This is a genomic window from Streptococcus periodonticum (assembly GCF_003963555.1).
Taxonomy (GTDB): Bacteria; Bacillota; Bacilli; order Lactobacillales; family Streptococcaceae; genus Streptococcus; species Streptococcus anginosus.
Genome location: NZ_CP034543.1, coordinates 462,712 through 487,502, shown reverse-complemented (window position 1 = coordinate 487,502; position 24,791 = coordinate 462,712). Strand labels below are relative to the sequence as shown.

Here is a 24,791-nt window from a genome sequence, read left to right as displayed (position 1 = left end):
TATAACAAAGACTTGGGAAAATATGCTATACTAACAGTAGATTTACGAAAGAGAATGACTATGGGAAATATTTTTAACTACTTAGAAGATGTACAATACGATAGTATCTACGACCAGCCCTTTACAGCGCTGGATATGCTACTCTTGACTGAAATGACCTATCTGAACTTTGATGACATTGTTACAGATAGTTTGACCTTACAACAAGCCCATCGCTTAGTTGATATACCACAATACATGACCCAAGAAATTTCCATGATGAATACCAAACACCGCTTGGCACTTTTGGAACAAGCCGCTAAGGTGAAGCGCTATAAGAACATCAAACTCTTGGGTTATGTAAATGATATTGATCTTGATGTGCAAAAACAATTTGCTGCTATGACTTATAAAATCAGCTTAAACACCTATGTTATCACTTTTCGCGGAACAGATGATTCCATTATCGGTTGGAAAGAAGATTTTCACATGACTTATATGGAGCATGTCCCTGCGCAACAAACTGCTGTACGCTACGTTCAAAAGGTCATGCAGGCATTTCCAAAAGCGACCTTTATCTTGACAGGACATTCCAAAGGTGGCAATCTAGCGACTTACGCTGGCAGCCAAGTGAAGCCTGCTTTACAAGCAAGAATTTCTCAAATCTATAGTTTTGACGCTCCAGGCTTGAATCATACAGTGATTGAAACAGACGGCTATCAGGAAATGGCTCCAAAAATCAAACGTTACATTCCGCAAGGCTCTATTGTCGGGATGATGCTAGAAACACCTAAGCAAGCGCACATTGTAAAGAGTGTGGCTATTGGTGGTATTGCCCAGCACGATACCTTCTCTTGGCAAATCGAAAATGAGCACTTTGTCTTACTTGACACGCTCAACCCAGACAGCATTCAGACAGACAAAACTCTCAAAGAATGGGTGGAGACGGTTCCCGATGATGAACTTAAAGATTTCTTTGATGTCTTTTTCGGCCTCATTTTAGACGCTCAAATTACGTCCATTGATGAATTTTTCCAACCCAACAGTATCAAGAAATTGCTGACTATCGTCCAAAATGCCCAAGCCCTTACCGAGCAAGAAAAAGAAATGCTGAACCGCTTAACACGACTTCTCATTTCTATCCGTTACCAAGCTTGGATTGACGATTTCAAAACACCTAATCCAATGGCCTTTATGACCGATGTACGAGAAAGCTGGATTAGTCTGGCGGAGAGGTTTTCGTTTTTAAATAAAGATGAATAGTACATCATCATATTTTATACTAGAAAAGGGAGTTCTGTCTCACTCCTTTTTTAACGACTTCTCAAATAGTTCGTCCGACCCTCGGACGAACAGTTCCCATTCACTCCGTGGATCGAGGTGACAAGCTTATAACCCTTAAAAAGCGAGGCTGAGACATTATTGTCCCAGCCTCCTTTTTAATTCTAATCTTCCTGTGGGCTCACCCAATCAAGCTACCATTTGGTACATTTTGATCTACTGTGAGCAGAGTTAGTTGATTACCATATTCTGCTGAGAGGATCATGCCTTGGCTGATACGTCCCATCATCTTGCGTGGTTTGAGGTTCGCTACGATTTGGACTTTCTTGCCAACCAATTCTTGCTCGTTTGGATAGTATTTAGCAATCCCAGACAGAATTTGACGATCTTCGCCATCTCCCGCATCCAAGCGGAATTGAAGCAATTTATCAGAACCTTCAACTTTAGAAACTTCTTTAACCTCTGCGACACGGATTTCCACCTTATCAAAATCATCAAACTTAATCGCTTCACGGTTGAGTTTGAGCTCTACTTCTTCTGGCTTCCATTCTTTTTGAGTGGCTGGTTTGTTACCTTCCATTTGTTCTTTGATATAAGCGATTTCTTCTTCCATATCCAGACGAGGAAAGATTGGCGTTCCTTTAGCGACAACGGTCACATTTGATGGGAAGTCTGCTAAGTTCAAGTTTTCAAGGCTTGCTACTTCTGGTAAACCAAGTTGAGTCAAGACTGCACGACTGGTTTCCATCATGAAAGGCTCAATCAAGTGCGCCACAACACGTAAACTAGCTACCAAATGTGCCATAACCGCTGCTAAATCATCACGTTTAACTTCATCCTTCGCCAATATCCACGGAGCTGTCTCATCAATGTATTTATTGGTACGAGAAATAATATTCCAAACCGCTTCAAGGGCGCGTGGATAATCCACAGCATTCATTTGTTTGTGGTATTGTGCCAAACTATCAGCAACTACTGCTGCCAAATCAGCATCGAAGTCCGTCACATTTTCCACATAAACTGGAACTTCACCTTCAAAATACTTGTTAATCATAGCAACCGTGCGGTTGAGGAGGTTCCCAAGGTCATTGGCCAATTCATAGTTGATTCGACCTACATAGTCCTCTGGAGTAAAAGTTCCGTCTGAACCAACCGGAAGGCTACGCATGAGGTAGTAACGAAGTGGGTCCAGTCCATAGCGCTCTATCAACATTTCAGGATAGATAACGTTCCCTTTAGACTTAGACATCTTGCCGTCTTTCATGACAAACCAACCATGACCAATCAAACGTTCTGGCAATTTGATATCGAGCATCATGAGAAGGATTGGCCAGTAGATTGAGTGGAAACGAAGGATGTCTTTTCCAACCATGTGGAAGACTGTTCCGTTCCAGAATTTGTCAAAGTTAGCGTGTTCGTCTTGATCGTAGCCAAGAGCTGTCACATAGTTGAGCAGTGCATCAAACCAAACATAGACAACGTGTTTTGGATTTGATGGGACTGGTACACCCCAGGTAAAGGTAGTACGAGAAACCGCCAGATCTTCCAAACCTGGCTCGATGAAGTTACGTAACATTTCGTTGAGGCGACCATCAGGAGTGATGAAGTCAGGGTGCGATTTGAAAAATTCGACCAAACGATCTTGGTATTTGCTGAGGCGAAGGAAGTATGATTCTTCAGAAACCCATTCGACTTCATGACCTGATGGAGCGATACCGCCAGTTACGTTTCCAGCTTCATCACGGAATACTTCTGCAAGCTGGCTTTCTGTAAAGAATTCCTCATCCGAAACAGAATACCAACCAGAATACTCACCTAGATAAATGTCATCTTGCGCCAGAAGACGTTCAAAAACATCTGCTACTACTTTTTCATGATAATTATCGGTTGTGCGGATAAACTTATCATAAGAAATATCCAGCAGTTGCCAAAGTTCTTTTACTTCTTTCGCCATCCCGTCCACATATTTCTGAGGAGTAACACCCGCTTCTTCTGCTTTCTGTTGAATCTTTTGACCGTGCTCATCAAGCCCTGTCAAATAAAAAACATCATAACCCATAAGACGCTTGTAACGAGCAAGGACATCGCAGGCAATGGTCGTGTAAGCAGAGCCAATGTGGAGCTTGCCGCTTGGATAATAGATTGGTGTTGTAATATAAAAATTCTTTTCAGTCATAGTTTTTCCTTTCAAGGCAAATGAAACCTTTTTTAGTAACACTTTATTATAACATATTACACAGCTTTTTAAATGAAAAATAGAGTTAACTTACGTTGTACTCATAATCATTAGTATATTATTCTTGCTTAAATCTTATTCTTAGTATAAAATAATAGTATTGAATGAGGCTTGTTTTATATGAACTTAGTATGTTATAAATGAGTTTTCGTTCTCTACACTACGTTTTATGAGGAGTTATGGAAACGAATGAAAATGATAGGTTGGGTGGCGACATTCATGTCTGTTATGATGTATGTATCTTATATCCCACAAATTATGGACAATTTAGCTGAACATAAGGGAAACTTTATCCAACCTTTGGTAGCTGCAATCAACTGTAGCCTTTGGGTTTATTATGGTTTGTTTAAAAAAGAACGCGATTTACCACTTGCTACTGCAAATGCTCCAGGTATTGTATTTGGATTTATTACTGTGCTAACAGCAATGTTCTAATCCTGATTTAATTGTCTTACTGTCCTATCTGACAGTAAGGATTTTTGTTGACAGTTCTTACAAGAATAGAATTACAAACAAAAACTCTGATTTCCTCAAAAACAAAAGCTCTATCTGGATGGACTAGTCAGATAGGGCTTTATTTTTTATATTTGTGCCGTTTTAGAAAAAGATTTTTTAATATTCCTTTACTATTTTTAATACTATCTGTTTTTAAACTATAATGTCAACAGCAGCTTCATTTTTCATCTTTTTATCTCAAATAAGCTTCGCAGCATCTTTATCCTGATTTCATTTTTCTGCGGAACTCCTAGCAAGCTCTTCTTCTCTCTTTTGCTTTTATCTATTCAAAAAGGAAAATAGTCTTAATACGTCACAACGCTCAAGTTACCACTTTCATATTCTGCGATGAAGATATTAGAAATATCAGTATAGCCTTCCTTAGCAAGCCTCTCGATTAACCATTCTTCTGTTTTGTCAATAGAATCTAAAATATCAATCTGGACAACACCGTCTGTGATAATGGGGTATTTCGGATTTTCCTCACCTGCCTGTACGACAATAAGCTGACCGTTTTGTTCCATGACTGCTCGTTTAACTTGCTTTAGTTGAAAAATTCCTTGGCTACGCAACTTCAGAGCCACATCAGCCGCTGAAAGGCCAACGGAGCGGCAGGCTTCAGGGCTCAACTTCCCGTGCTGAATCAGGGTAGTCGGTTTACCATCAATCAAATGCTTGACTGTCCGAATATTGTTATTGAGCCATTTTAGAGTCAAGACCAAAATCGTCCACATAATGAGGATGATCGCATACTGGAGAATGTTAATAGAACTATTGTAAATCACCCCACCAATAATACCACCTAGAACATAATTTTGAATCTGGTCGATTGCGGAATTAGGTGCCAGATTTCCTTTTCCTGTCACATTGATAACAAACACGAGTGAAAACAGTCCCAACGCTAGTTTAATCAGGATTTCAAGAAAATTCAATGTCATTTTTTAACCTCCACTAATTTGATATCCGTTGTCTTATGCAATTTAATTTTTTCCAGTAAATACTTATCTGGCTCACTGCCACTCATAGCTCGATAAAAATCTTTTCCAACTTTTAAAATTGCTCCATCCGTCGCAGCTGAAGTGTTGACATAAACCTCTGACTTATCTACTCCCAAATCTTTTGAAATAACTTCAATAAAATGAAGAGAGGTTTGGAACTGGTTATTAGAGGCTTGATTGGTCTGAAAAGTACTAATCCCAATCAGAACGATAGCAATCAAAGACAAAATGGAGATAATCGCCAATTCACGAAATTTCGAATCGCGCTTATTTCGATAGGCCTTAAAAGCAAAAAAACCTGTCACAAGTAACAACAAAATAGAAAGTCCAATCGTCACCCAGTTTTGCTGGCTGATTTGACTCAAAACATAATCATAAGAATAAAATTTCATTTTTTCTCCCTCTATTTTCTCGGCCTATTATAGAAAATTTTTCAATATTTCTAGAAATCGTATTTTAACAAGATAATAGGAGCGAGACAAAAATCAGCAACTCAAAGAGTTCAATTTTGTCGTCCCACTCCCACAACGATAATTAGACTAAAAAAGTTTCAAGCTAAACAGCAAATGAATCAGTGTATCCTTTTAGATAACCAGTAAGAATAAATCATTGGCACTACAATCATAATGATTAGAGTAAAAACAAGCACGAACGTAACTGCAATCTGAACGAAACCATTAAAGAAAATGATAATACCACCAATTACCCAAATTTTACCCGCCAGACGATGTGTCTTTATCCAATTATCATCATTATCCAAAGTCCATGGTAAACGTATACCAACCGTATAATTGCGACGAGTCTTTGGCATGTAATTCCCAATAGCAATAAATAGAACTCCTAAAAACATGCCATTCATCAGAGCATGATTAACTGCATAACCCAAGGCTTGCGCGTAAATAGCTGTCATGACTAAACAAGATGTCAAAGGAATAATCCAATAAACCAGATGCCACATTTTCAAGCTAATATTCTTAGATTTAGGATCCTTGCTAGTCACAAATAAACAAAACCAATGTAGAAGCAGCAGAAAACTAGGAATACCAAAAACAGTAAACCCTCGACTACTGAATCCATTTACTTGATTCGAAAAATCAAAATGCGTTGCGACTGTTTGGGGCAACTGTTGCCAGAAAAGGCAGCCTATCAACATAGGCACCAAAATACTAGCACTCGTTAGTATCAATAGTTTTTTATCAATCTTCATTAGTCTTATCTCCTTTCAATTCAGCTAACCAAACTACAATGTCTTCCAAGACTGAAGTATTGAGTTCATAATAGATATAATTTTTCTGGCGCGTCTCCAAAATCAAATCTGCTTTTTTTAAAATATTAAGATGGTGCGAAATGGTAGCTCCCCTCAGCTCAAAATGTTCCGCTATTTCCCCAGCGGACAGACTGCCCATTTTTAGCAAATCTAAAATCGCTCTTCTCACAGGATGAGATAAGGCCTTAAAGGTATTAGCGGAACTCATGAATTTCCCTCTTTTCTTTTTGTAAAATGGCTAGCGCTAAACACAAGAAAGGTAAAACTGCCAGAAGTCCTGTGGGTGTCGGACCTAGAATACGCAAGGCTAATGCTTTTTCTGTTGGCAATTGAAATAAAAGACCCACGCCAACAATGGCATTAACAGCACCGTGCAAAAGTGCTGGAGCCCAGATAGAATTCGTCTTTTCCATCACCCAACTTAATAAAACGCCTAAACTAAAACAAAAAACAAACATTGCAAGCACTCCCAGCCAAGGATATGCAAAATAAGTTAGTCCATAATTATATCCCTGCAAATTAATCGGCAGATGCCAAATACTCCAGACAAGTCCAACTAATAAGTGCGCTTGAACTATTGAAAAGCGCTTGCGTAGTGCTGGATAAAGATAACCACGCCACCCAATTTCCTCACCAATAGCAAACAGACTATTAAGAAAAGGCGCATACGTCAAAGCTGAAAATAGTTGTGCAAAAATAACGATCTGTATGGGAAGATTTATTTGAGGACTACCTGTTCTTCCCAGCATTTCTCGCAACGTCTCAAAACCAAGACTAAACTGTTTGCTAAAGACGATGTAATACAGTCCTGCTCCTAAAAAACTCAATACCGCAGGCAACCAAAGCGCTAATAAATAATAGCGCCAACATCCTTTGAGATTTGTTGAAAATTGAGCCTGTAATTTCATGTTTGCTGATCTCATTTTCTTTAAGATAAAAAAAGCAAAAGCTGGCATCCACATGGCAAGAATAGTTCCAGCCTGAGCGATAGGCTCGCCAAGCTTGACATCAGCTAACCATAGCCCAATCCAAATCAACCAAGCTAAGCTATAAGATAAAAAAATAAAAGTAAGCATATCCGTTTTCTTCGACATTTAAGTTACACTTTCTATTTAGATAATCTTCTAAATAGAATTATACTCTTTCTTTTAAAAAACACAAGACCTATTTAGACTTTTTTCTAAATAGTTTTAAAAAAGAAAGAGGACAGGACAAAATCAATAACTTAAAGAGTTGGATTTTGTCATTCCGCTCCGCAGCAGCAATGATTATCTCCAGTAGTCCGAGGAGCTGTTGAAGGCTACAAATACAGCTAACGAGAGCAGCGTCAATAAACTTGATTAAAACTTTGTTATTGCTTTCTACGAAAGATCTATTTATCACCTGCCCTATTTTTTGAGTAAACCACACTAAACTGCGTTTTACAAACAATATTATTATAAAAACATTTTCCCAAATCTCTTTTACAAAATCAAAGATACTATCAAAACAAGAAGAACAGTAAGAATAGAAAGTGTCACAGCCAGACTTACCCAAAAACCAACTGTGTTCCTTGGATTGATCCCAATTCCCACACCGATTTCTTTAGGTATCCAAAATGGTTCAGTAGAAGATTGCTTTCCCTTCAAACGAAGTAACCTAATCAGGTACCAAATAAAGAATATGAATAAAACAATATGTAACAATAGTCCTCCCATTATATCTCCTTTCACCAGTATTATACACTTTACTCTCCTTTTTACAACCTCAAACTCGCCGAGTCAGTCATTTTTTGATACAATAGAAAAAAATGAATCTAGAAAAGGTATCTATATGAAACTCATTTCTTGGAATATTGACTCTCTCAACGCGGCTTTGACCAGCGATTCTGCACGCGCGCAATTGTCACAAGCTGTTTTACAGACTTTAGTAGGATTAGACGCTGATATTATCGCCATTCAGGAAACTAAATTATCTGCTAACGGACCAACTAAAAAACATCTAAAAGTTTTGGATGAATTATTCCCACATTATGAAACTACATGGCGCTCTTCTATAGAACCTGCACGTAAAGGTTATGCCGGAACTATGTTTTTATACAAAGAGAATCTATCTCCAAAAATAACCTTCCCAGAAATCGGTGCACCTTCTACTATGGATGCCGAAGGGCGTATTATTACCCTTGAGTTTGAAAAATTCTTTGTCACACAAGTCTACACTCCCAATGCAGGTGATGGTTTAAAACGTTTAGAAGAACGACAAATCTGGGACAAAAAATATGCTGACTATCTAACAGCTTTAGACATAGAAAAACCTGTCCTTGCGACAGGGGACTACAATGTAGCCCACAATGAGATTGACCTCGCTCATCCTTCTAGCAACCGTCGCTCACCTGGATTTACAGATGAAGAACGATCCGGATTTACCAATCTGTTAAATCGTGGTTTTACGGATACTTTCCGTTACATTCACGGCGATATTCCAAATGTTTATAGCTGGTGGGCACAACGCAGCAAGACCAGCAAAATCAATAACAGTGGCTGGAGAATTGATTACTGGCTGACTAGCAATCGAATTGCAGATAAAGTAACCAAGTCAGAAATGATTGACTCAGGTACAAGGCAAGACCACACACCAATTGTATTGGAAATTGAGTTATAAAAAAAGAGGTTTCTCCTCTTTTTTTCAATCAAAATGATACAGTTGTGGATACTGGTCACATTCAGGATTTCTTGGGTGGCAAATTTCACGACCAAAGCAAATCATAGCTTGGTGAGCTGGAAGCCATTCATTTTTGGGCAGAACTTCCATCACACGTTGTTCGACTTCTAAAGGACTAGCGGACTTTTTAACAATATCATGGTGTTTGCAAATCCGCTCCACATGGGTATCCACCGCAAAAGCTGGAATACCAAAGCCAACACTCATGACCACATTGGCTGTTTTGCGTCCCACACCCGCAAGACTTTCCAATTCTTTTCGTGTATGTGGGACTTGACCGCCAAAGTCATCTAGCAACTGCTGAGCACATTTTTTCAAAAACTTAGCCTTATTGCGATAAAGCCCCAGACGAGCAATATAGCTGGCAATCTCGCTTTCTGAAGCCGCAGCCATTTCCCGTGGAGTTGGATAGGCTTTAAAAAGGGCTGGTGTGACTATGTTGACTGCTGCATCGGTCGTTTGAGCTGACAGCATGACTGCGACTAACAATTCAAAATGATTGGTAAAATTCAAGCTAGGTTTTGCATCTGGAAATAGGGCAATGATTTCCTCAATTACCTTTCGCGCACGTTTTTTTGATAAAACCATTTTTTCTCTTTTCGTTTTTTACTAATATTCAATGAAAATCAAACAGTCTCACAGACTGTTTAGCAACCTTGCAAGGTGAGACTATACAAAATATCTGACGGAATATGTTGTATCGGATGATTAAATCAAAAGAGCGACGATTAACATTTTCAAATTTTAGTTCTATCTCACTCCCAAGCTAACAAGGTTTGAAGAGATTTTCTCAAGATATAAAAACATTATAACACGGATACCAATTATACCAAAATAGAGAGCTTAAAAAGAAGTGAGACGACAAAATGGATTTCTTTAAAATCGCAATTGTTGCCTCACTTCTTTTTTATTTACAAATCTAATATTGCATATTCTGTGCGGTAGCCTATTTGCAGGATTTTTCCGTCTTTTTCTAAGATTGGTCGTTTGATGAGCATACCATCGGTTGCTAAAAGCTCTGCGGCTTCTTCGGCGGACAATCCTGATAGTTTATCTTTCAAACCTAGCTCACGATATTTGAGCCCGCTAGTGTTGAAGAAAGATTTGATGTTTAAATCAGAATTTTCCATCCAAGTTAAAATTTCCTCTTTACTCGGTGTTTCCTTGACAATATCCACCGCTTCAAAGTCCAAACCCAACTGGCTTAATTCAGCCTTGGCTTTGCGACAGGTCGAACATTTTGGATATTCAATAAATCGTAACATATCATTTTCTCCATTTGTATCATTTATCTAAAGCTTTCTCGCTAAGCTCTACGCCTTCATGCTTCAGCAACCACATTTTCTTGTCTAATCCCCCAGCATAACCGGTTAATTGCCCTTGACTTCCCAGCACTCGATGACAGGGAACGATGATAGAAAAGGGATTTCTGCCCACAGCGCCACCAACAGCCTGCGCCGAGTGAATATCTAACTCCTTTGTTATTTGACCATACGTGACCGTTCTCCCATAAGGAATAGTTTGCAGATAAGTCCAGACCCGTTGTTGAAAATCCGTCCCAACAGGAGCCAAAACAAGACTCGAAAAGTCTGGATACTTTCCGCTAAAATAATCATCTAGCAAAAGACGAGTTCTTTTCAGAATATCATTTTCTACTGGCATCGTGGCTTTCTCTAAACCACGCTCAAAATATTTCTGCTTGAAAAACCAAGCTCCAACAAGCCCTGTCTCATCAGCAACCAAAGACATTTCTCCTAAAGGGGAAATATAAATTTGTTTATAAAAAGTCATTTTTACTCACTGACTTTCTCATGATAGCAAGCATATAATTCACTCTTATTCCAACCATATTTTTTCGCCACATCCTTGATGGCTTGATTTTTCTTTGTTCCTGCCGCTACTAGCTGTTCAATCTCTGCTAACAAATCCGCTTCTGACAAATCAAGCGCTTCTTCACTCGCACCTTCTACGATTAACAAGCATTCTCCTTTGAGTGGATTTTCCGAAATAGACTCTAGCACTTCGGAAATCAATCCACGCTGGTATTCCTCATAAATCTTAGTCAATTCCCGTACTAGAACAACGGAGCGATCTCCATAGATGCTGAACATATTTTCTAAAGTAGCCTTAACCCGATGAGGAGATTCGTAAAAGATCTGCGTCTCTGGGTAGGCTTTTTTATTAGAAAAAAACTCTTTTTGCTGACCAGCCTTGCGTGGCAAAAATCCATAAAAAATATGAGGTTGCGGAGCAAGACCACTAGCTATCAAAGCTGAAATGCCTGCGCTGGGACCAGGCACAGTCACTACTGCGATTTCCTCATCAATAGCAGCCTTGACTAAATCATGCCCTGGGTCCGAAATGCTAGGCAAGCCGGCATCCGAAACCTGAGCAATATTCTGCCCGCTTTTCAGCAAACGAATCAAATCAGGGATTTTTTCTTTGGCATTATGCTCGTGAAAGCTAATCTGCTTCGTAGTAATACCAAAATGCTTGAGCAACAAACCAGTATTTCTGGTATCTTCTGCTGCAATGAAATCGACTTCTTTCAGAGTATTCACCATACGGATGCTCATATCGTCCATATTCCCAATCGGAGTAGCCACCAGATAGAGCTTCCCATAAGGAGACTGACCTTTAAAACTTTTTTGAACCTGCATGCTTACTCCCTAAAAAGTAATTCATCACAAAACATACATTCTGCATCATTTTCACGGCGTTGCCCATAAAAATCTGTGCACACATGAAAACCATCTTCATAGAGTTTGCGCAAATTATCCCGGTTTCTTTTTGTTTTTGGTGTTGCTGCGTGCTCTACCTGTCCTAATCGCTCTCTTAATTTATCATTTTCCAAGCGCAGCGCTACATTTTCTTCCACCACGCTTTTCAGATTTTTCTTAATCGCTTCTACTTCTGCTAAAGTAACAAGCAGATTTTGAGAAAATTCATCAAGAGCATCAAATAATTCTTTTTTATTCATCCTCACTACCATTTTCCTGTACCAACGTAGCCATCATTCTCTTTCTTGTAACACCATATATTCTAGTGCATTTTGAAAATTAACATTGGCTTGCCACATTTTTCTTGCTGTAAATATACCTTCTAAATAGAAGCGTCCCCACGTTGTTTGCATTTCTTTTGCAAAGAGAAGCTCTAAGAGCTTCAAAGCCTGTTCTTGCTTTTCCTTATCAACTGCCAGACTAGCCAACTTCGCAACCTGCAAATAAGCAGTTTCTTTCCGGTTTAAGCAAAGCGATGCAAAACGATCACATTCTGCTGCCAAGTCAAAAAAAGCTGGACTAGCTGCCAAACGCATGGCTTCTTCTTCTGTTTGACTATAAGCAGTTAACAATTCTGCTTGTGTCTTTATCAGCCCAGTCTGCTCCAATTTTTCAAGCAAATAGGCTTGATTTTTTGGAAAATGAAATAGCTGCGCTCGGCTTTTAATCGTGGGCAAAATAAGATTTTCATCCGCTGTCAACAAGAAAATATACACTTCACTTTGTGGCTCTTCAATGACCTTCAACAGCGAATTAGCTGCATTGACATGCATCTTGTCCGCATCACAAATGATAAACACTTGCTTGCTGCTTTCAAACCCTGACTGAGAAAAATTGCGTACTAATTCTCGAACACGCTCCGTCTTGATAATCTGATTGACAGGACGGACGACTGTCACATCTGAAAAATCCTCTTCCTCAATCAACCGACAATTTCGACATTCTCCACAGGGTAAGACACCATTTTTATTGGTACAAAATAAACTCTGTGCTAAACATTGAGCCATTTCAAAACTGCCGAAAGCCCCTGTAAACAGATAAGCATGATTCAGCCGATGTTGCTGTAAAATGTGCTCAAAACGTTCAAACAAAACTGGCTGCAACTGAGCTAATTCTTCTATTTTCATCTTAAACTCTCAACTCGTTCTGCCAATACTGCTAAAGTATCTGCAACGACCTTTTTTAATGGCTGACTGGCATCAATCTTTCTCACACGATTCGGTTCTTTTTTAAGAATAGACAAATACCCCTCACGCACGCGCCGATGCCATTCTACACTTTCACGATCCAAGCGGTCTGCACCACGCTCTTTGCTCTTAGCAATACGAGCCAAGCCTTCCTCTGCTTCAATATCAAAATAAAGGGTCAAATCTGGCTTCAAACCATCGGTCGCAAAATCATTCAGCCAATCAATATCAGCCACCTTCAGACCTCGACCAAAACCTTGATACGCTACCGAACTATCAATAAAGCGATCCACCAGCACCATTTCACCACGATCTAAAGCAGGTAAAATACGTTCCACCAAATGTTGCCTGCGACTGGCAATATAGAGGAGCAATTCCGTTTTTTCATCAATTTCCGTATGTTTCGGATCTAAAACAACATCGCGAATCTTCTCCGCTACTGCCACTCCACCAGGCTCACGCGTTGTGACAAACGCCTGCCCTTTTGCTTCTAAAATGGGAATCAAGGCTTCTAAAACACTTGTTTTTCCTGCACCGTCTGGTCCCTCTAAAGAGATGAACATTCCTTTTGACATACTAACTCATTTCTTCCTTTTTCTCCTTTCTATTTTAACAAAAAACTCCAGAAAAATCATTGCCAGAAAAAGTTTAAAAAATTTTTTTCAAAATGATACATAAGTTTTCAAGATTTGATACAATAGAATGTACAGAAATTATTAGGAGGTTATTATGTCTAAGTTTAAAAACTATCTGACGATTATTCTAGGAGCTGGAATTTTTGCTTTCGCCATCAATTATCTGATTATTCCAAATCATTTGTATGAAGGGGGCGCGACTGGAGTGACCCTCATTACATACTATCTATTTAAAATTCCCGTTTCACTGATGAATCTCATCATCAACATTCCTCTTTTCATTATTGCTTGGAGAATTTTTGGCTCGCGACTTTTGTACTCTAGTATTTTAGGTACTTTTGCCGTTTCTGCTTGGCTGGCGGTCTTTGAAAAAATCCCTTTCGTGATTAACCTTGAAGGCGACCTCGTGATTGTGACGCTTCTAACAGGGATTATTGCTGGCGTTGGACTAGGAATTGTTTTCAATGCCGGTGGTACGACTGGCGGTACCGATATTATTGCTCGAATCGCTAATAAGTATACGAATATCTCCATGGGGAAATTGATGTTTACTGTAGACTTCTGCGTCCTTATTTTCGTTATACTTGTTTTTAAAGATGTTCGCCTAGTGACTTATACCTTGATTTTTGTCTTTATTGCTTCACGGGTGATTGACTTGATTGGTGAAGGCGGTTATGCCGGCAAGGGCTTCATGGTTATTACTAGCCGTCCAGAAGAATTGGCAAAGAAAATTGATAAAGATCTCGGTCGTGGAATTACTTTCATCAATGGGCAAGGCTACTACAGCGAGAATGATTTGAAACTCATTTACTGCATCGTTGGACGAAACGAAATGCAATCCATGAAAAAAGTTATTCATAGCGTCGATCCACATGCCTTTATTACCATTACAGATGCCCATGAAATCCTTGGTGAAGGCTTTACCTTAGATGTCAATAAGCAACCGATTCAGAAATAATCTTGCTCCCATTATAAAAAAACGCATGAACACAGTTAAATGAACTGCTCTCATGCGTTTTTTGTTGTCTTATAATGCTTTTGCTGAAGTACGGGTAATGTCTTCTACCTGAATGCCTTTGTCTTCAAATTTCGCTTTTAAAGCCGGCAAATCCACATTGCCATCAATTTGAACTTCAATGATAACCTTGCCATCTTTGCGTGGAATATTAACAGCATTAGAGATATTGAGATTTTCTTCGACAATCAAATGCACAATCTTCTCCAACACACCAACTTCATCTTCTGTAATGAAACGCACGCGAATGCCTTCTTCACCATAGCCAGCAATTTCAAGAAAGGCTCTGAAAACATCACGATCTGTAATGACACCATAAACTTGTTGGTTATCCACAACTGGTAAAATTCCAATCTTGTTTTTTAACATTAAATAAGTTGCATCTTCCAAGCTAGCGAATTGCGACACTGTCACCACATCGCGAATCATGACATCTTTAATTTTGGTCTTGTTTAGCAAATAATTCATCTCATAAATAGACAAACTTGTTGCTTTTGAAGGACTTGCTTCGGCGATCGTTCCTTCAGTCACCAAACCAACCAATTGGTCATTTTCAATAACAGGAAGCCGGTGCAATCCCTGCTCACGCATAATATCCGCCGCATGCGCTACTGTCGTGTCTGGGCTAATATACACCACTTTTCGCGTCATAAAATCTTTAACTGCCATGGAAATCTCCTTTATCTCTGATTTTTCAGTTCTATTATACTGTATTTTCTAGTTTATTTCAAACGCTTTCAAGATACTTGCTTATGTTTTCAAGAATAATATTAGTGAATAAAAAAGAAGTAGAAAACCACTTCTTTCTCCTTTTTTCACCCACCAAGATAAGCTTTGCGGACTTCATCGGAAGCGAGCAATTCTTTTCCCGTGCCAGACAAGACGATGTTTCCTGTTTCTAAAACATAGCCACGGTCGGCAATTGAGAGGGCTTTGTTAGCATTTTGCTCAATCAATAGAACCGTTGTGCCTTGCTTTTGAATATCTTGAATAATATCAAAAATTTCTTGAATGAAGAGAGGAGCCAGTCCCATTGAAGGCTCATCTAAAAGCAGAAGTTTGGGAGTAGACATAAGTGCTCGTCCCATAGCAAGCATCTGCTGCTCGCCTCCAGAAAGAGTTGCAGCATCTTGATTTTTACGTTCTTCTAAACGCGGAAAGCGTGAGAAAACTTTTTTTAGATTCGCTTGATTTTCATCGCGATTTGTTTTTAGAAAAGCACCCATTTCTAGGTTTTCCAAAACAGTCAGGCCTGGGAAAACATGGCGTCCTTCGGGTACCTGAGAAAGCCCTGTTGCTACAATTTTCTGAGCAGGGACTTTTTGAATTTCATTTCCTAGAAACTCAATTTTTCCTGAACTTGGGCGAACCAACCCTGAAATTGTCCGAAGAATTGTGGTTTTTCCAGCACCATTAGCACCGATAAGGGAAACAACTTCGCCCTCATTGACCTCAAAGCTGACATCTCGGACAGCCTGAATCATGCCATAATGGACAGAAAGATTTTCAACTTTTAGCATAGACATTAGGCTTCACCTCCCAGATAGGCTTCGATAACACGCTTATCATTTTTAATCTCGTCAGGAGTTCCGTGCGCAATCAGACGACCATACTCCAATACATAAATTCGTTCCGTCACTTCCATAACTAGGCTCATGTCATGCTCAATCAGCATGATTGTGATTTGGAATTCATTTTTTATTCGACGAATTAACTCTGTCAATTCTGCTGTTTCCTGCGGATTCATTCCCGCAGCAGGCTCATCAAGAAAGAGAATTTTAGGTTCTGTTGCTAGAGCACGCACGATTTCCAAACGACGTTGTTGTCCATAAGCTAAATTCTTAGCAAGCGTTTCTGCTTCACCGTCTAGGTTAAAGATTTTTAGTAATTTCAATGCTTTCTCACGCAATTCTGCTTCATTTTTATAGAAAGCTGGCAAACGAAAGAAGCTAGCAAAAACATGTGCTTTGTGGTGATTTCCAAAAGCAATCAAGACATTCTCCAAGACTGTCAAATCTTTAAACAAGCGAATATTTTGGAATGTCCTACTGAGTCCTAAGGAAGCAATCTTATAAGGAGCTTTGCCATTGAGCAAATGACCGTCCAAGGTTACGCTTCCTTCACTTGGCTCATAAACACCGGTCAGTAAGTTAAATAAAGTTGTTTTTCCTGCACCATTTGGACCAATGAGACCGACTAATTCTCCCTCATTCAGCTCCAAGGTCACATCGCCAACAGCAGTCAGCCCGCCGAAATTTTTTGTTAGATTTTTTACATCAAGAAGCGCCATTAGTTGACCTCCTTATCTTTTTTAAAGAAGCGTGAGAGGCTTAATTCCCATGTACCAAGAAGTCCACCTGGTCGGAAAATCATCACTAAAATCAAAGCAAGAGAGTAGATAATCATACGAATACTTGCCACATTTTGTAGCACCATGTTTAAGATACCTAAGAGAATTGCTGCAACAATAGTACCTGTCATAGAACCAAGACCACCAAAGACCACGATAATCAAGACATTGATGCTATTGATAAAAGTATAATCTTTCGGCACAACAGAGCCGATAAATCCTGCTTGGAGTGAGCCTGCGATACTAGCTGTCATCGCTCCAAAAACAAAAGCAATCACTTTAATTTTAGTAGTGTTGACTCCTACAGACTCTGCTGCAATTTCATCTTCACGAACTGACAATGTTGCTCGACCGATTGGGCTGCGCAAGAAATTGATGGTTAAAATAGTTGTGATAACTACAAAGAAATACACCATTTGCCAATTAGTAAAGGCAGGAATACCCAAGATACCCGCAGCTCCATTGGTCAAATCGCCTCCGTTGATGATTAAAATTCGAATGATTTCAGAAACCCCAAGCGTTGCAATTGCGAGGTAATCACCTTTCAAGCGAAGAGTAGGAATCCCAACAATCAAAGCCACTGCTCCTGCAATCAACGCTCCTAATACCATAGCTGCAAAAAAGGCCGGATAAGTAGCTGATTTCGAGCCAATAATCGCAGCTGCATAGGCACCAATTGCCATAAAACCAGCATGTCCCAGAGAAAATTGACCTGAGAAACCGACAATCAAATTCAAACCTACTGCTAAAATAATGTTAATGCCGATTTGCTGTAAGATTTGCAAGTAAAAATCATTCAAAACTCCAGCGCTGACAAGGAGAGTCAGCAAACCGTAACCAGCAAGAAGGAGCACAAACCATAAAATATTTACTTTTACATTCTTTTTCATAGTCTATACCTTCTCTTTCACATTCTTACCAAGAATACCTGCAGGACGAACAAGCAAGATTAAGATTAAAATGCCATACACAATCGCATCACGGAAGTCTGACATGCCAAAAGCTGTCGCAAAGGTTTCTAACAAACCAATGACAAAACCTCCCAATGCTGCTCCTGGGATAATGCCAATCCCACCAAGTACTGCAGCGACAAACGATTTCAACCCTGGTGTCATTCCCATCAAAGGCTCAAGGGAATTATAATAAAGCGCGATGAGTACACCTGCTGCTCCTGCCAAAGCAGAACCTAAAGCAAAAGTGAAACTAATTGTACGATTGACATTGATTCCCATTAGTTGCGCCGCATCGCTATCGACCGAAACTGCCCGCATCGCTTTTCCCATTTTGGTCTTTTGAACAATGACTTGCAATAACACCATCAAGATTAAGGAAATGACCAAAATCATCAATTGGATATTGGTCAGACTAATCGGGCCAAAATTATAACGAACCGTTTCAATCACTTGTGGGAACGAACGAGTATTGGCCCCCACAAAATAGACCATCACATATTCCAAGAAAAATGAAACACCAATCGCAGTAATCAAAGCTGCAATCCGAGTCGAATTTCTCAGTGGACGATAAGCCAAAAACTCGACCAACACACCTAAAGCTGCTGTCCCAACCATCGCCAAAATCAAGGCAAGGAAAAAATTAAGATGAAGAGAGTTAATCAGGAAATAGCCCATAAAAGCGCCCATCATATAAATGTCTCCATGAGCGAAGTTGATGAGTTTGATAATTCCATAAACCATGGTATAGCCGAGAGCGAGCAAAGCATAGACACTCCCCAGAATCAGACCATTAACAAGTTGTTGGAGCATGGCCACCACACTTTCTAATTATAGTATAGAAGAAAGAACTATGTGATTTTTCACATTTTCTTATCTATCGTGAAAAAAGAGCGAGTCAAGTCATCATTTCAAAAAAATTGATTTTTCTCACTCATCTATTCTAAGTTTGAGCAAATGAGACCTTTAAACCTTTTTAAGTCTCATTTCACGGTTGATTACTTTTCAACAGCTTAAAACATATCTAACAATCAATCACTAGGTATTACAAACCATAATGAAAAATATTCTTAAGACTAAGACTTTTGTCCCGCCTCTTTTCTTTTAGCCCGTATAAAGAGAAGTAACTATCTACGATGCTTACCATAAATAGTTACTCTTTTATACACTATAAAATATATTTTAAGCAATTTCTTGAGAAGGATTATGGCTTAACCGTTTCAGCTGCTGTGACCTTCCCATTGTTCATGGTCATCATAAAGGCTGTTTTAACAGTGTTATGATTCTTGTCAAAGCTGGTGTCACCTGTTACACCTTCAAAATTCTTTGTCTTAGCAAGATTGTCTTTGATGTCAACAGATGTTTTAGCACCCTTAGCAGCATTTGCAACAAGATAAACAGAGTCGTATGCTAGCGCTGCAAATGTTGAAGGTTCTTCATTCTTGTATTTAGCTTTGTAAGCTTCAAGGAATTTCTTTGCTTTATCTGAGACATCAACTGTTGAAGAGAAGCCTGAGATATAGTAGATATTTGAAGCTTTAGCTGGTGTTGCTTGTTGGACAAATTCTTCGCCATTAAAGCCGTCACCACCAACGATTGGCTTATCAATGCCCATACCACGCGCTTGGTTTACAATTTTACCAGCTTCTGTATAATATCCAGGTACGATAATGGCATCAAAATCTTTGCCTTTCATTTTGGTAAGAGCTGCTTGGAAGTCGGTATCACCAGCGACAAACTTTTCATCTGCAACAATCTCACCTTTGTAGGCATTACGGAAAGCTTTTGCAACACCTTTCGCATAGTCACTTGAGTTATCTGTATAAAGCACAACTTTTTTCGCTTTTAACGTTTCTGTAACGTACTTAGAAATGATTTTCCCTTGGAAACTGTCTTGGAAAGTTCCGATGAATAAGTATTCTTGATTTTTCGTCAAACCGTCTTGTGTCGCACTAGGAGAAATCAAAGGGACACCTGCTTTTGTCGCATTGGGAACTGCCGCTGCTGTTGCACCAGAAGTTGCAGGTCCTACGACTGCATTTACTTTTGATTGGGTTACCAAGTTAGTCGTAACAGAAGCAGCTTCTGCTGTTTCAGATTTATTATCCTTGTCAACAACTTCAAGTTTCTTGCCATCAATACCACCGGCTTTGTTGATTTCATCAACAGCAAGTTGAGCACCTTTTTGTTCAGCTGTCCCGTATGCTGCGGTTGCACCAGTTTCTTCAAAGTTAAATCCAATTTTAATGGTCTTATCAGCAACTTTTGTACCAGTTGCATTGGAACCACCTGACTTTACTTCCCCACAAGCGGCAAGAAGGGCAACGCTTGTAAGGGCAACAAATGATAGAGCAAACTTTTTCTTCATATTCTTATCTCCTCGTTCCGAAATGATATGTTTAGAATATATCGAATTATCTGACAATTGTCAAGTGGTAAATGAGATTTTTTTATATGTTTACGTTTTCTTTATCTCTAAACAAGCTTCCAACAAAGTCTGTGTCCAATTCTTGAATATGGCAAACCCGTACTTGTTTGACATATTTTTCCTTAGATAACCTTTGCATCGTCTCTTCTACCTGCTCTGTCGGAATATACAACTGGAGGTAACGATGTTTTTTAGAATGGTAGACAATATCGCCAATAGTTTCTATTTTTTTCACATCTCGATTATAATACAAATACACAATCAAACCTATTCGTTCTTCTTTTTTAAACATGAATTTTCTTTCTAATTTATTTTTATCATTTATAAGTATATCAAAAAAATGCCCATCAGAGGACATTTTTCGTACAGTAATAAACAATGATTAGTTTAAATTATTATTTGCCATGATTTCATCAATGAAGCCATAATCCAAGGTTTCTTGAGCACTCATCCAATAATCGCGTTCTGCGTCTTTATGTACTTGCTTGATGGTTTTCCCTGAATTATCCGCAAGGATCTTCTCCAAGTTATTCCGTGTTTTCAGCAAATGCTCAGCCGCAATCGCCATATCGGTTTGTTGCGTACCGCTACCAGTTCCGCCCATTGGTTGGTGAATCAAGTATTCTGCATTCGGCAACATGAAGCGTTTGCCTTTAGCACCGCTTGAAGCAATAATGGTTCCCATGGATGCAGCCATTCCCATGACAATTGTTTGAACATCTGATTTGATGAAGTTCATTGTATCGACAATCGCTAGACCAGCCGATACAGAACCACCTGGCGTATTGATGTAAAGATAAATATCTTTAGTATTATCTTGTGCATCAAGGAAAAGCAATTGCGCAATAATAGAATTAGCCATATTGTCCTCAACAGGACCTGTCAGCATAATAATGCGATCTTTTAATAAGCGTGAGTAAATATCGTAGGAACGTTCCCCACGACTTGTTTGTTCAATAACTACAGGAATCATTGTATTCTCCTTTTCATCTGATATTTAATCTGACTAACAATTTTTAGTGAGATTTTTCAAATATGAGACTATTATAGTCTTTTGGTCAAAAAAGGTCAAACATAAAACTCATTATTTTGTACCGAAAAGACGATCTCCTGCATCTCCCAATCCTGGAACGATATAGCCGTTTTCATTCAAGTGATCATCAAGGGCCGCTGTAAAGATTTCTACGTCTGGGTGAGCTTCTTGTAAAGCTTTCACACCTTCTGGCGCTGAAACAAGGCAGACAAATTTAATATTGTTCGCACCGCGTTTTTTCAATGAATCAATGGCTAAAATAGCTGAACCACCTGTCGCTAACATTGGATCTACCACAAAGATTTGACGTTGGCTAATGTCTTCTGGTAACTTCACGAGGTACTCAACTGGTTTTAGGGTTTCTTCGTCGCGATACATACCAATATGTCCAACTTTAGCAGCTGGCACAAGGCTCAAAAGACCGTCCACCATACCGATACCTGCACGTAAGATTGGAACAATGGCTAATTTTTTACCAGCCAATTGTTTTTGAACCGTCTTTGTAATCGGCGTTTCAATTTCCACATCTTCTAATGGTAAGTCACGTAAAACTTCATAGCCCATCAGCATAGCAATTTCATTTACTAACTCACGAAAAGCCTTAGTAGAGGTATCCGTACGACGTAAGATAGACAATTTATGCTGAATGAGCGGATGTGCGATCACTTGAAATTTTTCCATGATTGGTTTTCCTTCTTTCAATTTATTCTTCTTATTATATCAAAAAAACATAAAAAAGGCTCGTGACAAACAAGCCTTTTCAAAGATTGTCAATTGCTTACAACCATTCATGGTATTTCTTAATATAAAGATGCTTCACAAACGTAATACTTGCCATATATAAAATCATGACAAGGATTAAGAATAAGAAATAAGTACCGTTTAATGGAGCCACTTTTAAAAGTGCTGCAAAAGGACCGTAGGGCAATAAGGTTACAAAGAACACGGCTGCTAGCGTTGTCATAACTACAGACAAAGCCGGTCTGCTTTGAATAAATGGCAGTTTAGGTGAGCGTAGCATGTAGATAACCATGGTTTGCGTCCACATGGACTCAATAAACCAGCCTGTTTGGAAAATAGTAATGAACTCGCTAGACATACCATGATGGTAAACAGAACCTGTCATCATCGGTGCGATGATAAAGAACAAAATCAAAAAGGTCAAACAGTCAAAAATAGAACTAATCGGACCAATCCAAGCCATGAAGCGCGTAATGGATTTGGCACTCCAAATGCGAGGTTTTTGCAAAAATTCACGGTCGACATTGTCAAATGGCAAAGCGATACAAGAAATATCATACACCAAGTTTAGCACAATCAGATGAATCGGTGCCATAGGCAAAAATGGTAGGAAAATACTTGAAATCAACAAGGAAAAGATATTCCCGAAGTTGGAACTGACTGTCATCTTGATATATTTGGTCATATTAGCATAGACTTTGCGACCTTCCACCAAGCCTTTTTCAAGCACCAACAAGTCCTTATCTAACAGGATAACATCAGCTGTTTCTTTAGCAATATCGACAGCTGTATCAACTGAAATCCCTACATCAGCTACTTTCATAGAAGGTGCATCATTGATGCCGTCTCCCATATAGCCAACCTTATGCCCATTTGCTTTCAGCTGCAAAATGATACGCGCTTTTTGGTCGGGAGATAATTTTGCAAAAACAGTTGTGGTTTCAACCACCTTGCTCAATTCGTCATCCGACATCGTTTCAATCACAGAGCCAAGTAGGATATGTTCTGCATCTAAGCCAACTTTTTCACAGACTGCTTCTGTGACTTTTTCATTGTCCCCTGTCAAAATTTTGGTGGCAACACCATATTCTGTTAAAGCCTTGATAGCAGGCGCTGCAGAAGGTTTTGGCGGGTCAAGGAAAGCAAGATAACCCGTCAAAATCATATCAGACTCATCTTCTACTGTGTATTCATAGTCAGCATCTAAGTCTGAGCGATAACTAACCCCCAGCACGCGCAGACCTTGCTCATTTAACTGTGCTACTTCTGCTAAAATTTCTTGACGAATTTCCTCTGTCAAAGGAAGGATTTCCCCTTTGTCTTCGACATAATTTGAAATGGCTAACATTTCTTCCAAAGCACCTTTTGTTACCATGCTAACGACATTTTCATCATCTCGAACCAGCACACTCATGCGGCGGCGTTCAAAATCAAAAGGCAATTCATCAATTTTCTTAAAAGTTTGGTCCAAGTTCCGAACGATTTCATGCTTTTCAGCTTCTTTTTCTGTCCGATTGATAATAGCACGATCCATTAGGTTTTTTAGCCCTGTTTGGTAATACGAATTAAGATACGCCCTGCGAAGAACGGCTAAATCAAGCTCTCCATGAATATCCAGCGGATATTCCAAGACAATCTCATCTTGCGTCAATGTACCTGTTTTATCCGTGCAAAGGATATCAATCGCTCCCAAATCTTGAATGGCATTGAGTTTCTTGATGACAACTTGTTCTTTTGCCATAAGAATAGAACCCTTAGCCAAGCTTGCAGTGATGACCATAGGCAGCATTTCTGGTGTCAAACCAACACCGACACTAAGTGCAAATACACCAGCCTCCAGCCAATCTCCGTCTGTCAGACCATTGATAAGAAAGACAACGGGTACAAGTACCAACATGAGACGAATGAGCAACCATGAAATGCTGTTCATTTCTCGCTCAAAAGAGGTTGGTTCGTCATAAGTATTGAGCGTTTGCTCAATAGCCCCCATCTTGGTATCATCTCCAACGACCAGAACAAGGGCAATGGCACGACCAGAAATCACATTGGTTCCCATAAAACCAAGTGCTTCAGATTCAAGCAAGCTATCTGCCTCTTTTGTCTCGCATTTATCCAGCGCCATTTTTTCAACAGCATCACTTTCGCCTGTCAAACCTGACTGTTGCACAAAGAAGTCGCGCGAATCTAAGATTAGCACATCTGCTGGTAGCATATCTCCTGCACTCAAGCGGATAATGTCTCCTACTACTAATTCTGTAATCGGAATTTCTTGCTCTTTTCCCTCACGGACGACTGTCACTGTATTGACAATCATACGTGAAAGATTGCTGGCAGCTTTGTCACTCCGCAATTCTTGCACAAAGCGAATACTACCAGACAACAAGACAAGGACAACGATGATGATAAATGTCGTCGGGTCTTCTTGCCCTGGCTTTGCCAGCCAAACATTGGTCACCAAGGATACCAATGCAATGAGTAAGAGAATGACGGTAAAGGGATTGATAATGGACTCATAAATCTTTTTAAAAATGGAATCTTCTTGCCCTTTTGTCAATTCATTTTCGCCGTATATATCACGGTTTTCTTCTACTTGCTCTTCTGTCAGCCCTGCTCTGGAAGTGTTGAAAAAAGTCATCGTATCCACTACAGACATGCGAAGAGCATCTGTTAATCTTTCTTTTGCTGTTTTCACTGATTTCTCCTCTATCTAAGACGC

General features: G+C 39.4%; 28 protein-coding genes. 4 read left to right on the top strand and 24 right to left on the bottom strand.

Features of this window, described 5'->3' with window-relative positions; translation table 11 throughout:
- Nucleotides 1-60 precede the first annotated feature (60 nt).
- Nucleotides 61-1,242, top strand: a complete 1,182-nt coding sequence (locus EHW89_RS02435; RefSeq protein WP_126466576.1) for a DUF2974 domain-containing protein — start codon at nt 61-63, stop codon at nt 1,240-1,242.
- 199 nt (nt 1,243-1,441) lie between these two features.
- Here the strand turns inward: EHW89_RS02435 and metG are convergent, their stop codons facing one another.
- Nucleotides 1,442-3,436 (bottom strand): methionine--tRNA ligase, encoded by a 1,995-nt coding sequence (metG, locus tag EHW89_RS02430; protein ID WP_126466575.1) that lies wholly within the window; start codon nt 3,434-3,436, stop codon nt 1,442-1,444.
- Between the two features lie 249 nt (nt 3,437-3,685).
- On the opposite strand from metG, the gene EHW89_RS02425 reads away from it, so the two are divergent.
- Nucleotides 3,686-3,931: a SemiSWEET family transporter gene (locus EHW89_RS02425; protein WP_126466574.1), complete on the top strand. Its 246-nt coding sequence runs from the start codon at nt 3,686-3,688 to the stop codon at nt 3,929-3,931.
- A gap of 365 nt (nt 3,932-4,296) precedes the next feature.
- Here EHW89_RS02425 and EHW89_RS02420 read toward each other — a convergent pair whose 3' ends face one another.
- From EHW89_RS02420 to EHW89_RS02395, 6 genes are all read right to left on the bottom strand, one after another.
- A complete protein-coding gene (locus EHW89_RS02420) occupies nt 4,297-4,929 on the bottom strand; it encodes a DUF421 domain-containing protein (RefSeq protein WP_003034245.1) in 633 nt (210 codons plus the stop codon).
- Complete coding sequence (locus EHW89_RS02415; protein ID WP_003031485.1) at nt 4,926-5,381, bottom strand: DUF3290 family protein; 456 nt, start codon at nt 5,379-5,381, stop codon at nt 4,926-4,928. Before EHW89_RS02415 ends, EHW89_RS02420 begins: the two co-directional genes overlap by 4 nt.
- A gap of 179 nt (nt 5,382-5,560) precedes the next feature.
- Nucleotides 5,561-6,196 (bottom strand): SdpI family protein, encoded by a 636-nt coding sequence (locus EHW89_RS02410; protein WP_126466573.1) that lies wholly within the window; start codon nt 6,194-6,196, stop codon nt 5,561-5,563.
- On the bottom strand, nt 6,186-6,464 hold the full coding sequence (locus EHW89_RS02405; protein WP_126466572.1) for an autorepressor SdpR family transcription factor: 279 nt from the start codon (nt 6,462-6,464) through the stop codon (nt 6,186-6,188). Before EHW89_RS02405 ends, EHW89_RS02410 begins: the two co-directional genes overlap by 11 nt.
- Nucleotides 6,451-7,350, bottom strand: a complete 900-nt coding sequence (locus EHW89_RS02400; RefSeq protein ID WP_126466571.1) for a CPBP family intramembrane glutamic endopeptidase — start codon at nt 7,348-7,350, stop codon at nt 6,451-6,453. The genes EHW89_RS02405 and EHW89_RS02400 overlap by 14 nt, the downstream gene beginning before the upstream one ends.
- Before the next feature lie 369 nt (nt 7,351-7,719).
- Complete coding sequence (locus tag EHW89_RS02395; protein WP_126466570.1) at nt 7,720-7,953, bottom strand: hypothetical protein; 234 nt, start codon at nt 7,951-7,953, stop codon at nt 7,720-7,722.
- A gap of 115 nt (nt 7,954-8,068) precedes the next feature.
- On the opposite strand from EHW89_RS02395, the gene EHW89_RS02390 reads away from it, so the two are divergent.
- Entirely contained in the window at nt 8,069-8,896 is an 828-nt protein-coding gene (locus EHW89_RS02390; protein WP_024052028.1) for an exodeoxyribonuclease III, read from the top strand.
- A 24-nt stretch (nt 8,897-8,920) separates the two neighbouring features.
- Here the strand turns inward: EHW89_RS02390 and nth are convergent, their stop codons facing one another.
- The 7 genes from nth to tmk form a co-directional block, all read right to left on the bottom strand.
- Nucleotides 8,921-9,544, bottom strand: a complete 624-nt coding sequence (gene nth / locus EHW89_RS02385) for an endonuclease III (RefSeq protein WP_126466569.1) — start codon at nt 9,542-9,544, stop codon at nt 8,921-8,923.
- A 323-nt stretch (nt 9,545-9,867) separates the two neighbouring features.
- Nucleotides 9,868-10,221, bottom strand: coding sequence for an arsenate reductase family protein (locus EHW89_RS02380; RefSeq protein WP_126466568.1), 354 nt, complete (start codon nt 10,219-10,221; stop codon nt 9,868-9,870).
- Nucleotides 10,222-10,240: 19 nt separating this feature from the next.
- On the bottom strand, nt 10,241-10,747 hold the full coding sequence (locus EHW89_RS02375) for a methylated-DNA--[protein]-cysteine S-methyltransferase (RefSeq protein WP_126466567.1): 507 nt from the start codon (nt 10,745-10,747) through the stop codon (nt 10,241-10,243).
- Between the two features lie 2 nt (nt 10,748-10,749).
- Nucleotides 10,750-11,616: a 16S rRNA (cytidine(1402)-2'-O)-methyltransferase gene (rsmI, locus tag EHW89_RS02370; RefSeq protein WP_126466566.1), complete on the bottom strand. Its 867-nt coding sequence runs from the start codon at nt 11,614-11,616 to the stop codon at nt 10,750-10,752.
- 2 nt (nt 11,617-11,618) lie between these two features.
- The gene (gene yabA / locus EHW89_RS02365) at nt 11,619-11,936 is read right to left on the bottom strand and encodes a DNA replication initiation control protein YabA (RefSeq protein WP_049508256.1); all 318 of its coding nucleotides are present in this window, start codon (nt 11,934-11,936) and stop codon (nt 11,619-11,621) included.
- Between the two features lie 33 nt (nt 11,937-11,969).
- The gene (locus EHW89_RS02360) at nt 11,970-12,863 is read right to left on the bottom strand and encodes a DNA polymerase III subunit delta' (RefSeq protein WP_106384572.1); all 894 of its coding nucleotides are present in this window, start codon (nt 12,861-12,863) and stop codon (nt 11,970-11,972) included.
- Entirely contained in the window at nt 12,860-13,498 is a 639-nt protein-coding gene (gene tmk, locus EHW89_RS02355; RefSeq protein WP_022526904.1) for a dTMP kinase, read from the bottom strand. The genes EHW89_RS02360 and tmk overlap by 4 nt, the downstream gene beginning before the upstream one ends.
- A gap of 154 nt (nt 13,499-13,652) precedes the next feature.
- Here tmk and EHW89_RS02350 point away from each other — a divergent pair, with 154 nt between their 5' ends.
- On the top strand, nt 13,653-14,516 hold the full coding sequence (locus tag EHW89_RS02350; protein ID WP_126466565.1) for a YitT family protein: 864 nt from the start codon (nt 13,653-13,655) through the stop codon (nt 14,514-14,516).
- Nucleotides 14,517-14,585: 69 nt separating this feature from the next.
- Here EHW89_RS02350 and EHW89_RS02345 read toward each other — a convergent pair whose 3' ends face one another.
- From EHW89_RS02345 to mgtA, 10 genes are all read right to left on the bottom strand, one after another.
- Nucleotides 14,586-15,242: a CBS domain-containing protein gene (locus EHW89_RS02345; protein ID WP_003025613.1), complete on the bottom strand. Its 657-nt coding sequence runs from the start codon at nt 15,240-15,242 to the stop codon at nt 14,586-14,588.
- A 146-nt stretch (nt 15,243-15,388) separates the two neighbouring features.
- On the bottom strand, nt 15,389-16,099 hold the full coding sequence (locus EHW89_RS02340) for an ABC transporter ATP-binding protein (RefSeq protein WP_106387832.1): 711 nt from the start codon (nt 16,097-16,099) through the stop codon (nt 15,389-15,391).
- Nucleotides 16,099-16,863, bottom strand: a complete 765-nt coding sequence (locus EHW89_RS02335) for an ABC transporter ATP-binding protein (RefSeq protein WP_126466564.1) — start codon at nt 16,861-16,863, stop codon at nt 16,099-16,101. Before EHW89_RS02335 ends, EHW89_RS02340 begins: the two co-directional genes overlap by 1 nt.
- Complete coding sequence (locus EHW89_RS02330; RefSeq protein WP_049533465.1) at nt 16,863-17,813, bottom strand: branched-chain amino acid ABC transporter permease; 951 nt, start codon at nt 17,811-17,813, stop codon at nt 16,863-16,865. The genes EHW89_RS02335 and EHW89_RS02330 overlap by 1 nt, the downstream gene beginning before the upstream one ends.
- Before the next feature lie 3 nt (nt 17,814-17,816).
- Complete coding sequence (locus EHW89_RS02325) at nt 17,817-18,686, bottom strand: branched-chain amino acid ABC transporter permease (protein WP_024052038.1); 870 nt, start codon at nt 18,684-18,686, stop codon at nt 17,817-17,819.
- 391 nt (nt 18,687-19,077) lie between these two features.
- The gene (locus EHW89_RS02320) at nt 19,078-20,241 is read right to left on the bottom strand and encodes an ABC transporter substrate-binding protein (RefSeq protein WP_126466563.1); all 1,164 of its coding nucleotides are present in this window, start codon (nt 20,239-20,241) and stop codon (nt 19,078-19,080) included.
- Nucleotides 20,242-20,323: 82 nt separating this feature from the next.
- A complete protein-coding gene (locus EHW89_RS02315; RefSeq protein ID WP_022526321.1) occupies nt 20,324-20,593 on the bottom strand; it encodes a YlbG family protein in 270 nt (89 codons plus the stop codon).
- Nucleotides 20,594-20,683: 90 nt separating this feature from the next.
- Entirely contained in the window at nt 20,684-21,298 is a 615-nt protein-coding gene (locus tag EHW89_RS02310) for an ATP-dependent Clp protease proteolytic subunit (RefSeq protein WP_223349572.1), read from the bottom strand.
- 87 nt (nt 21,299-21,385) lie between these two features.
- Nucleotides 21,386-22,015: a uracil phosphoribosyltransferase gene (gene upp / locus EHW89_RS02305; RefSeq protein ID WP_126466562.1), complete on the bottom strand. Its 630-nt coding sequence runs from the start codon at nt 22,013-22,015 to the stop codon at nt 21,386-21,388.
- A gap of 97 nt (nt 22,016-22,112) precedes the next feature.
- Nucleotides 22,113-24,767 carry a magnesium-translocating P-type ATPase gene (gene mgtA, locus EHW89_RS02295; protein ID WP_126466561.1) on the bottom strand — a complete coding sequence of 885 codons (2,655 nt, stop codon included), beginning with the start codon at nt 24,765-24,767 and terminating at the stop codon, nt 22,113-22,115.
- Nucleotides 24,768-24,791 lie beyond the last annotated feature (24 nt).

What these genes read in the sequence shown, in the direction of transcription:
- EHW89_RS02435 (WP_126466576.1), top strand. Translation starts at nt 61, where the DNA reads ATGGGAAATATTTTTAACTACTTAGAAGATGTACAATACGATAGTATC.
- metG (WP_126466575.1), bottom strand. Translation starts at nt 3,436, where the DNA reads ATGACTGAAAAGAATTTTTATATTACAACACCAATCTATTATCCAAGC.
- EHW89_RS02425 (WP_126466574.1), top strand. Translation starts at nt 3,686, where the DNA reads ATGAAAATGATAGGTTGGGTGGCGACATTCATGTCTGTTATGATGTAT.
- EHW89_RS02420 (WP_003034245.1), bottom strand. Translation starts at nt 4,929, where the DNA reads ATGACATTGAATTTTCTTGAAATCCTGATTAAACTAGCGTTGGGACTG.
- EHW89_RS02415 (WP_003031485.1), bottom strand. Translation starts at nt 5,381, where the DNA reads ATGAAATTTTATTCTTATGATTATGTTTTGAGTCAAATCAGCCAGCAA.
- EHW89_RS02410 (WP_126466573.1), bottom strand. Translation starts at nt 6,196, where the DNA reads ATGAAGATTGATAAAAAACTATTGATACTAACGAGTGCTAGTATTTTG.
- EHW89_RS02405 (WP_126466572.1), bottom strand. Translation starts at nt 6,464, where the DNA reads ATGAGTTCCGCTAATACCTTTAAGGCCTTATCTCATCCTGTGAGAAGA.
- EHW89_RS02400 (WP_126466571.1), bottom strand. Translation starts at nt 7,350, where the DNA reads ATGTCGAAGAAAACGGATATGCTTACTTTTATTTTTTTATCTTATAGC.
- EHW89_RS02395 (WP_126466570.1), bottom strand. Translation starts at nt 7,953, where the DNA reads ATGGGAGGACTATTGTTACATATTGTTTTATTCATATTCTTTATTTGG.
- EHW89_RS02390 (WP_024052028.1), top strand. Translation starts at nt 8,069, where the DNA reads ATGAAACTCATTTCTTGGAATATTGACTCTCTCAACGCGGCTTTGACC.
- nth (WP_126466569.1), bottom strand. Translation starts at nt 9,544, where the DNA reads ATGGTTTTATCAAAAAAACGTGCGCGAAAGGTAATTGAGGAAATCATT.
- EHW89_RS02380 (WP_126466568.1), bottom strand. Translation starts at nt 10,221, where the DNA reads ATGTTACGATTTATTGAATATCCAAAATGTTCGACCTGTCGCAAAGCC.
- EHW89_RS02375 (WP_126466567.1), bottom strand. Translation starts at nt 10,747, where the DNA reads ATGACTTTTTATAAACAAATTTATATTTCCCCTTTAGGAGAAATGTCT.
- rsmI (WP_126466566.1), bottom strand. Translation starts at nt 11,616, where the DNA reads ATGCAGGTTCAAAAAAGTTTTAAAGGTCAGTCTCCTTATGGGAAGCTC.
- yabA (WP_049508256.1), bottom strand. Translation starts at nt 11,936, where the DNA reads ATGAATAAAAAAGAATTATTTGATGCTCTTGATGAATTTTCTCAAAAT.
- EHW89_RS02360 (WP_106384572.1), bottom strand. Translation starts at nt 12,863, where the DNA reads ATGAAAATAGAAGAATTAGCTCAGTTGCAGCCAGTTTTGTTTGAACGT.
- tmk (WP_022526904.1), bottom strand. Translation starts at nt 13,498, where the DNA reads ATGTCAAAAGGAATGTTCATCTCTTTAGAGGGACCAGACGGTGCAGGA.
- EHW89_RS02350 (WP_126466565.1), top strand. Translation starts at nt 13,653, where the DNA reads ATGTCTAAGTTTAAAAACTATCTGACGATTATTCTAGGAGCTGGAATT.
- EHW89_RS02345 (WP_003025613.1), bottom strand. Translation starts at nt 15,242, where the DNA reads ATGGCAGTTAAAGATTTTATGACGCGAAAAGTGGTGTATATTAGCCCA.
- EHW89_RS02340 (WP_106387832.1), bottom strand. Translation starts at nt 16,099, where the DNA reads ATGTCTATGCTAAAAGTTGAAAATCTTTCTGTCCATTATGGCATGATT.
- EHW89_RS02335 (WP_126466564.1), bottom strand. Translation starts at nt 16,863, where the DNA reads ATGGCGCTTCTTGATGTAAAAAATCTAACAAAAAATTTCGGCGGGCTG.
- EHW89_RS02330 (WP_049533465.1), bottom strand. Translation starts at nt 17,813, where the DNA reads ATGAAAAAGAATGTAAAAGTAAATATTTTATGGTTTGTGCTCCTTCTT.
- EHW89_RS02325 (WP_024052038.1), bottom strand. Translation starts at nt 18,686, where the DNA reads ATGCTCCAACAACTTGTTAATGGTCTGATTCTGGGGAGTGTCTATGCT.
- EHW89_RS02320 (WP_126466563.1), bottom strand. Translation starts at nt 20,241, where the DNA reads ATGAAGAAAAAGTTTGCTCTATCATTTGTTGCCCTTACAAGCGTTGCC.
- EHW89_RS02315 (WP_022526321.1), bottom strand. Translation starts at nt 20,593, where the DNA reads ATGTTTAAAAAAGAAGAACGAATAGGTTTGATTGTGTATTTGTATTAT.
- upp (WP_126466562.1), bottom strand. Translation starts at nt 22,015, where the DNA reads ATGGAAAAATTTCAAGTGATCGCACATCCGCTCATTCAGCATAAATTG.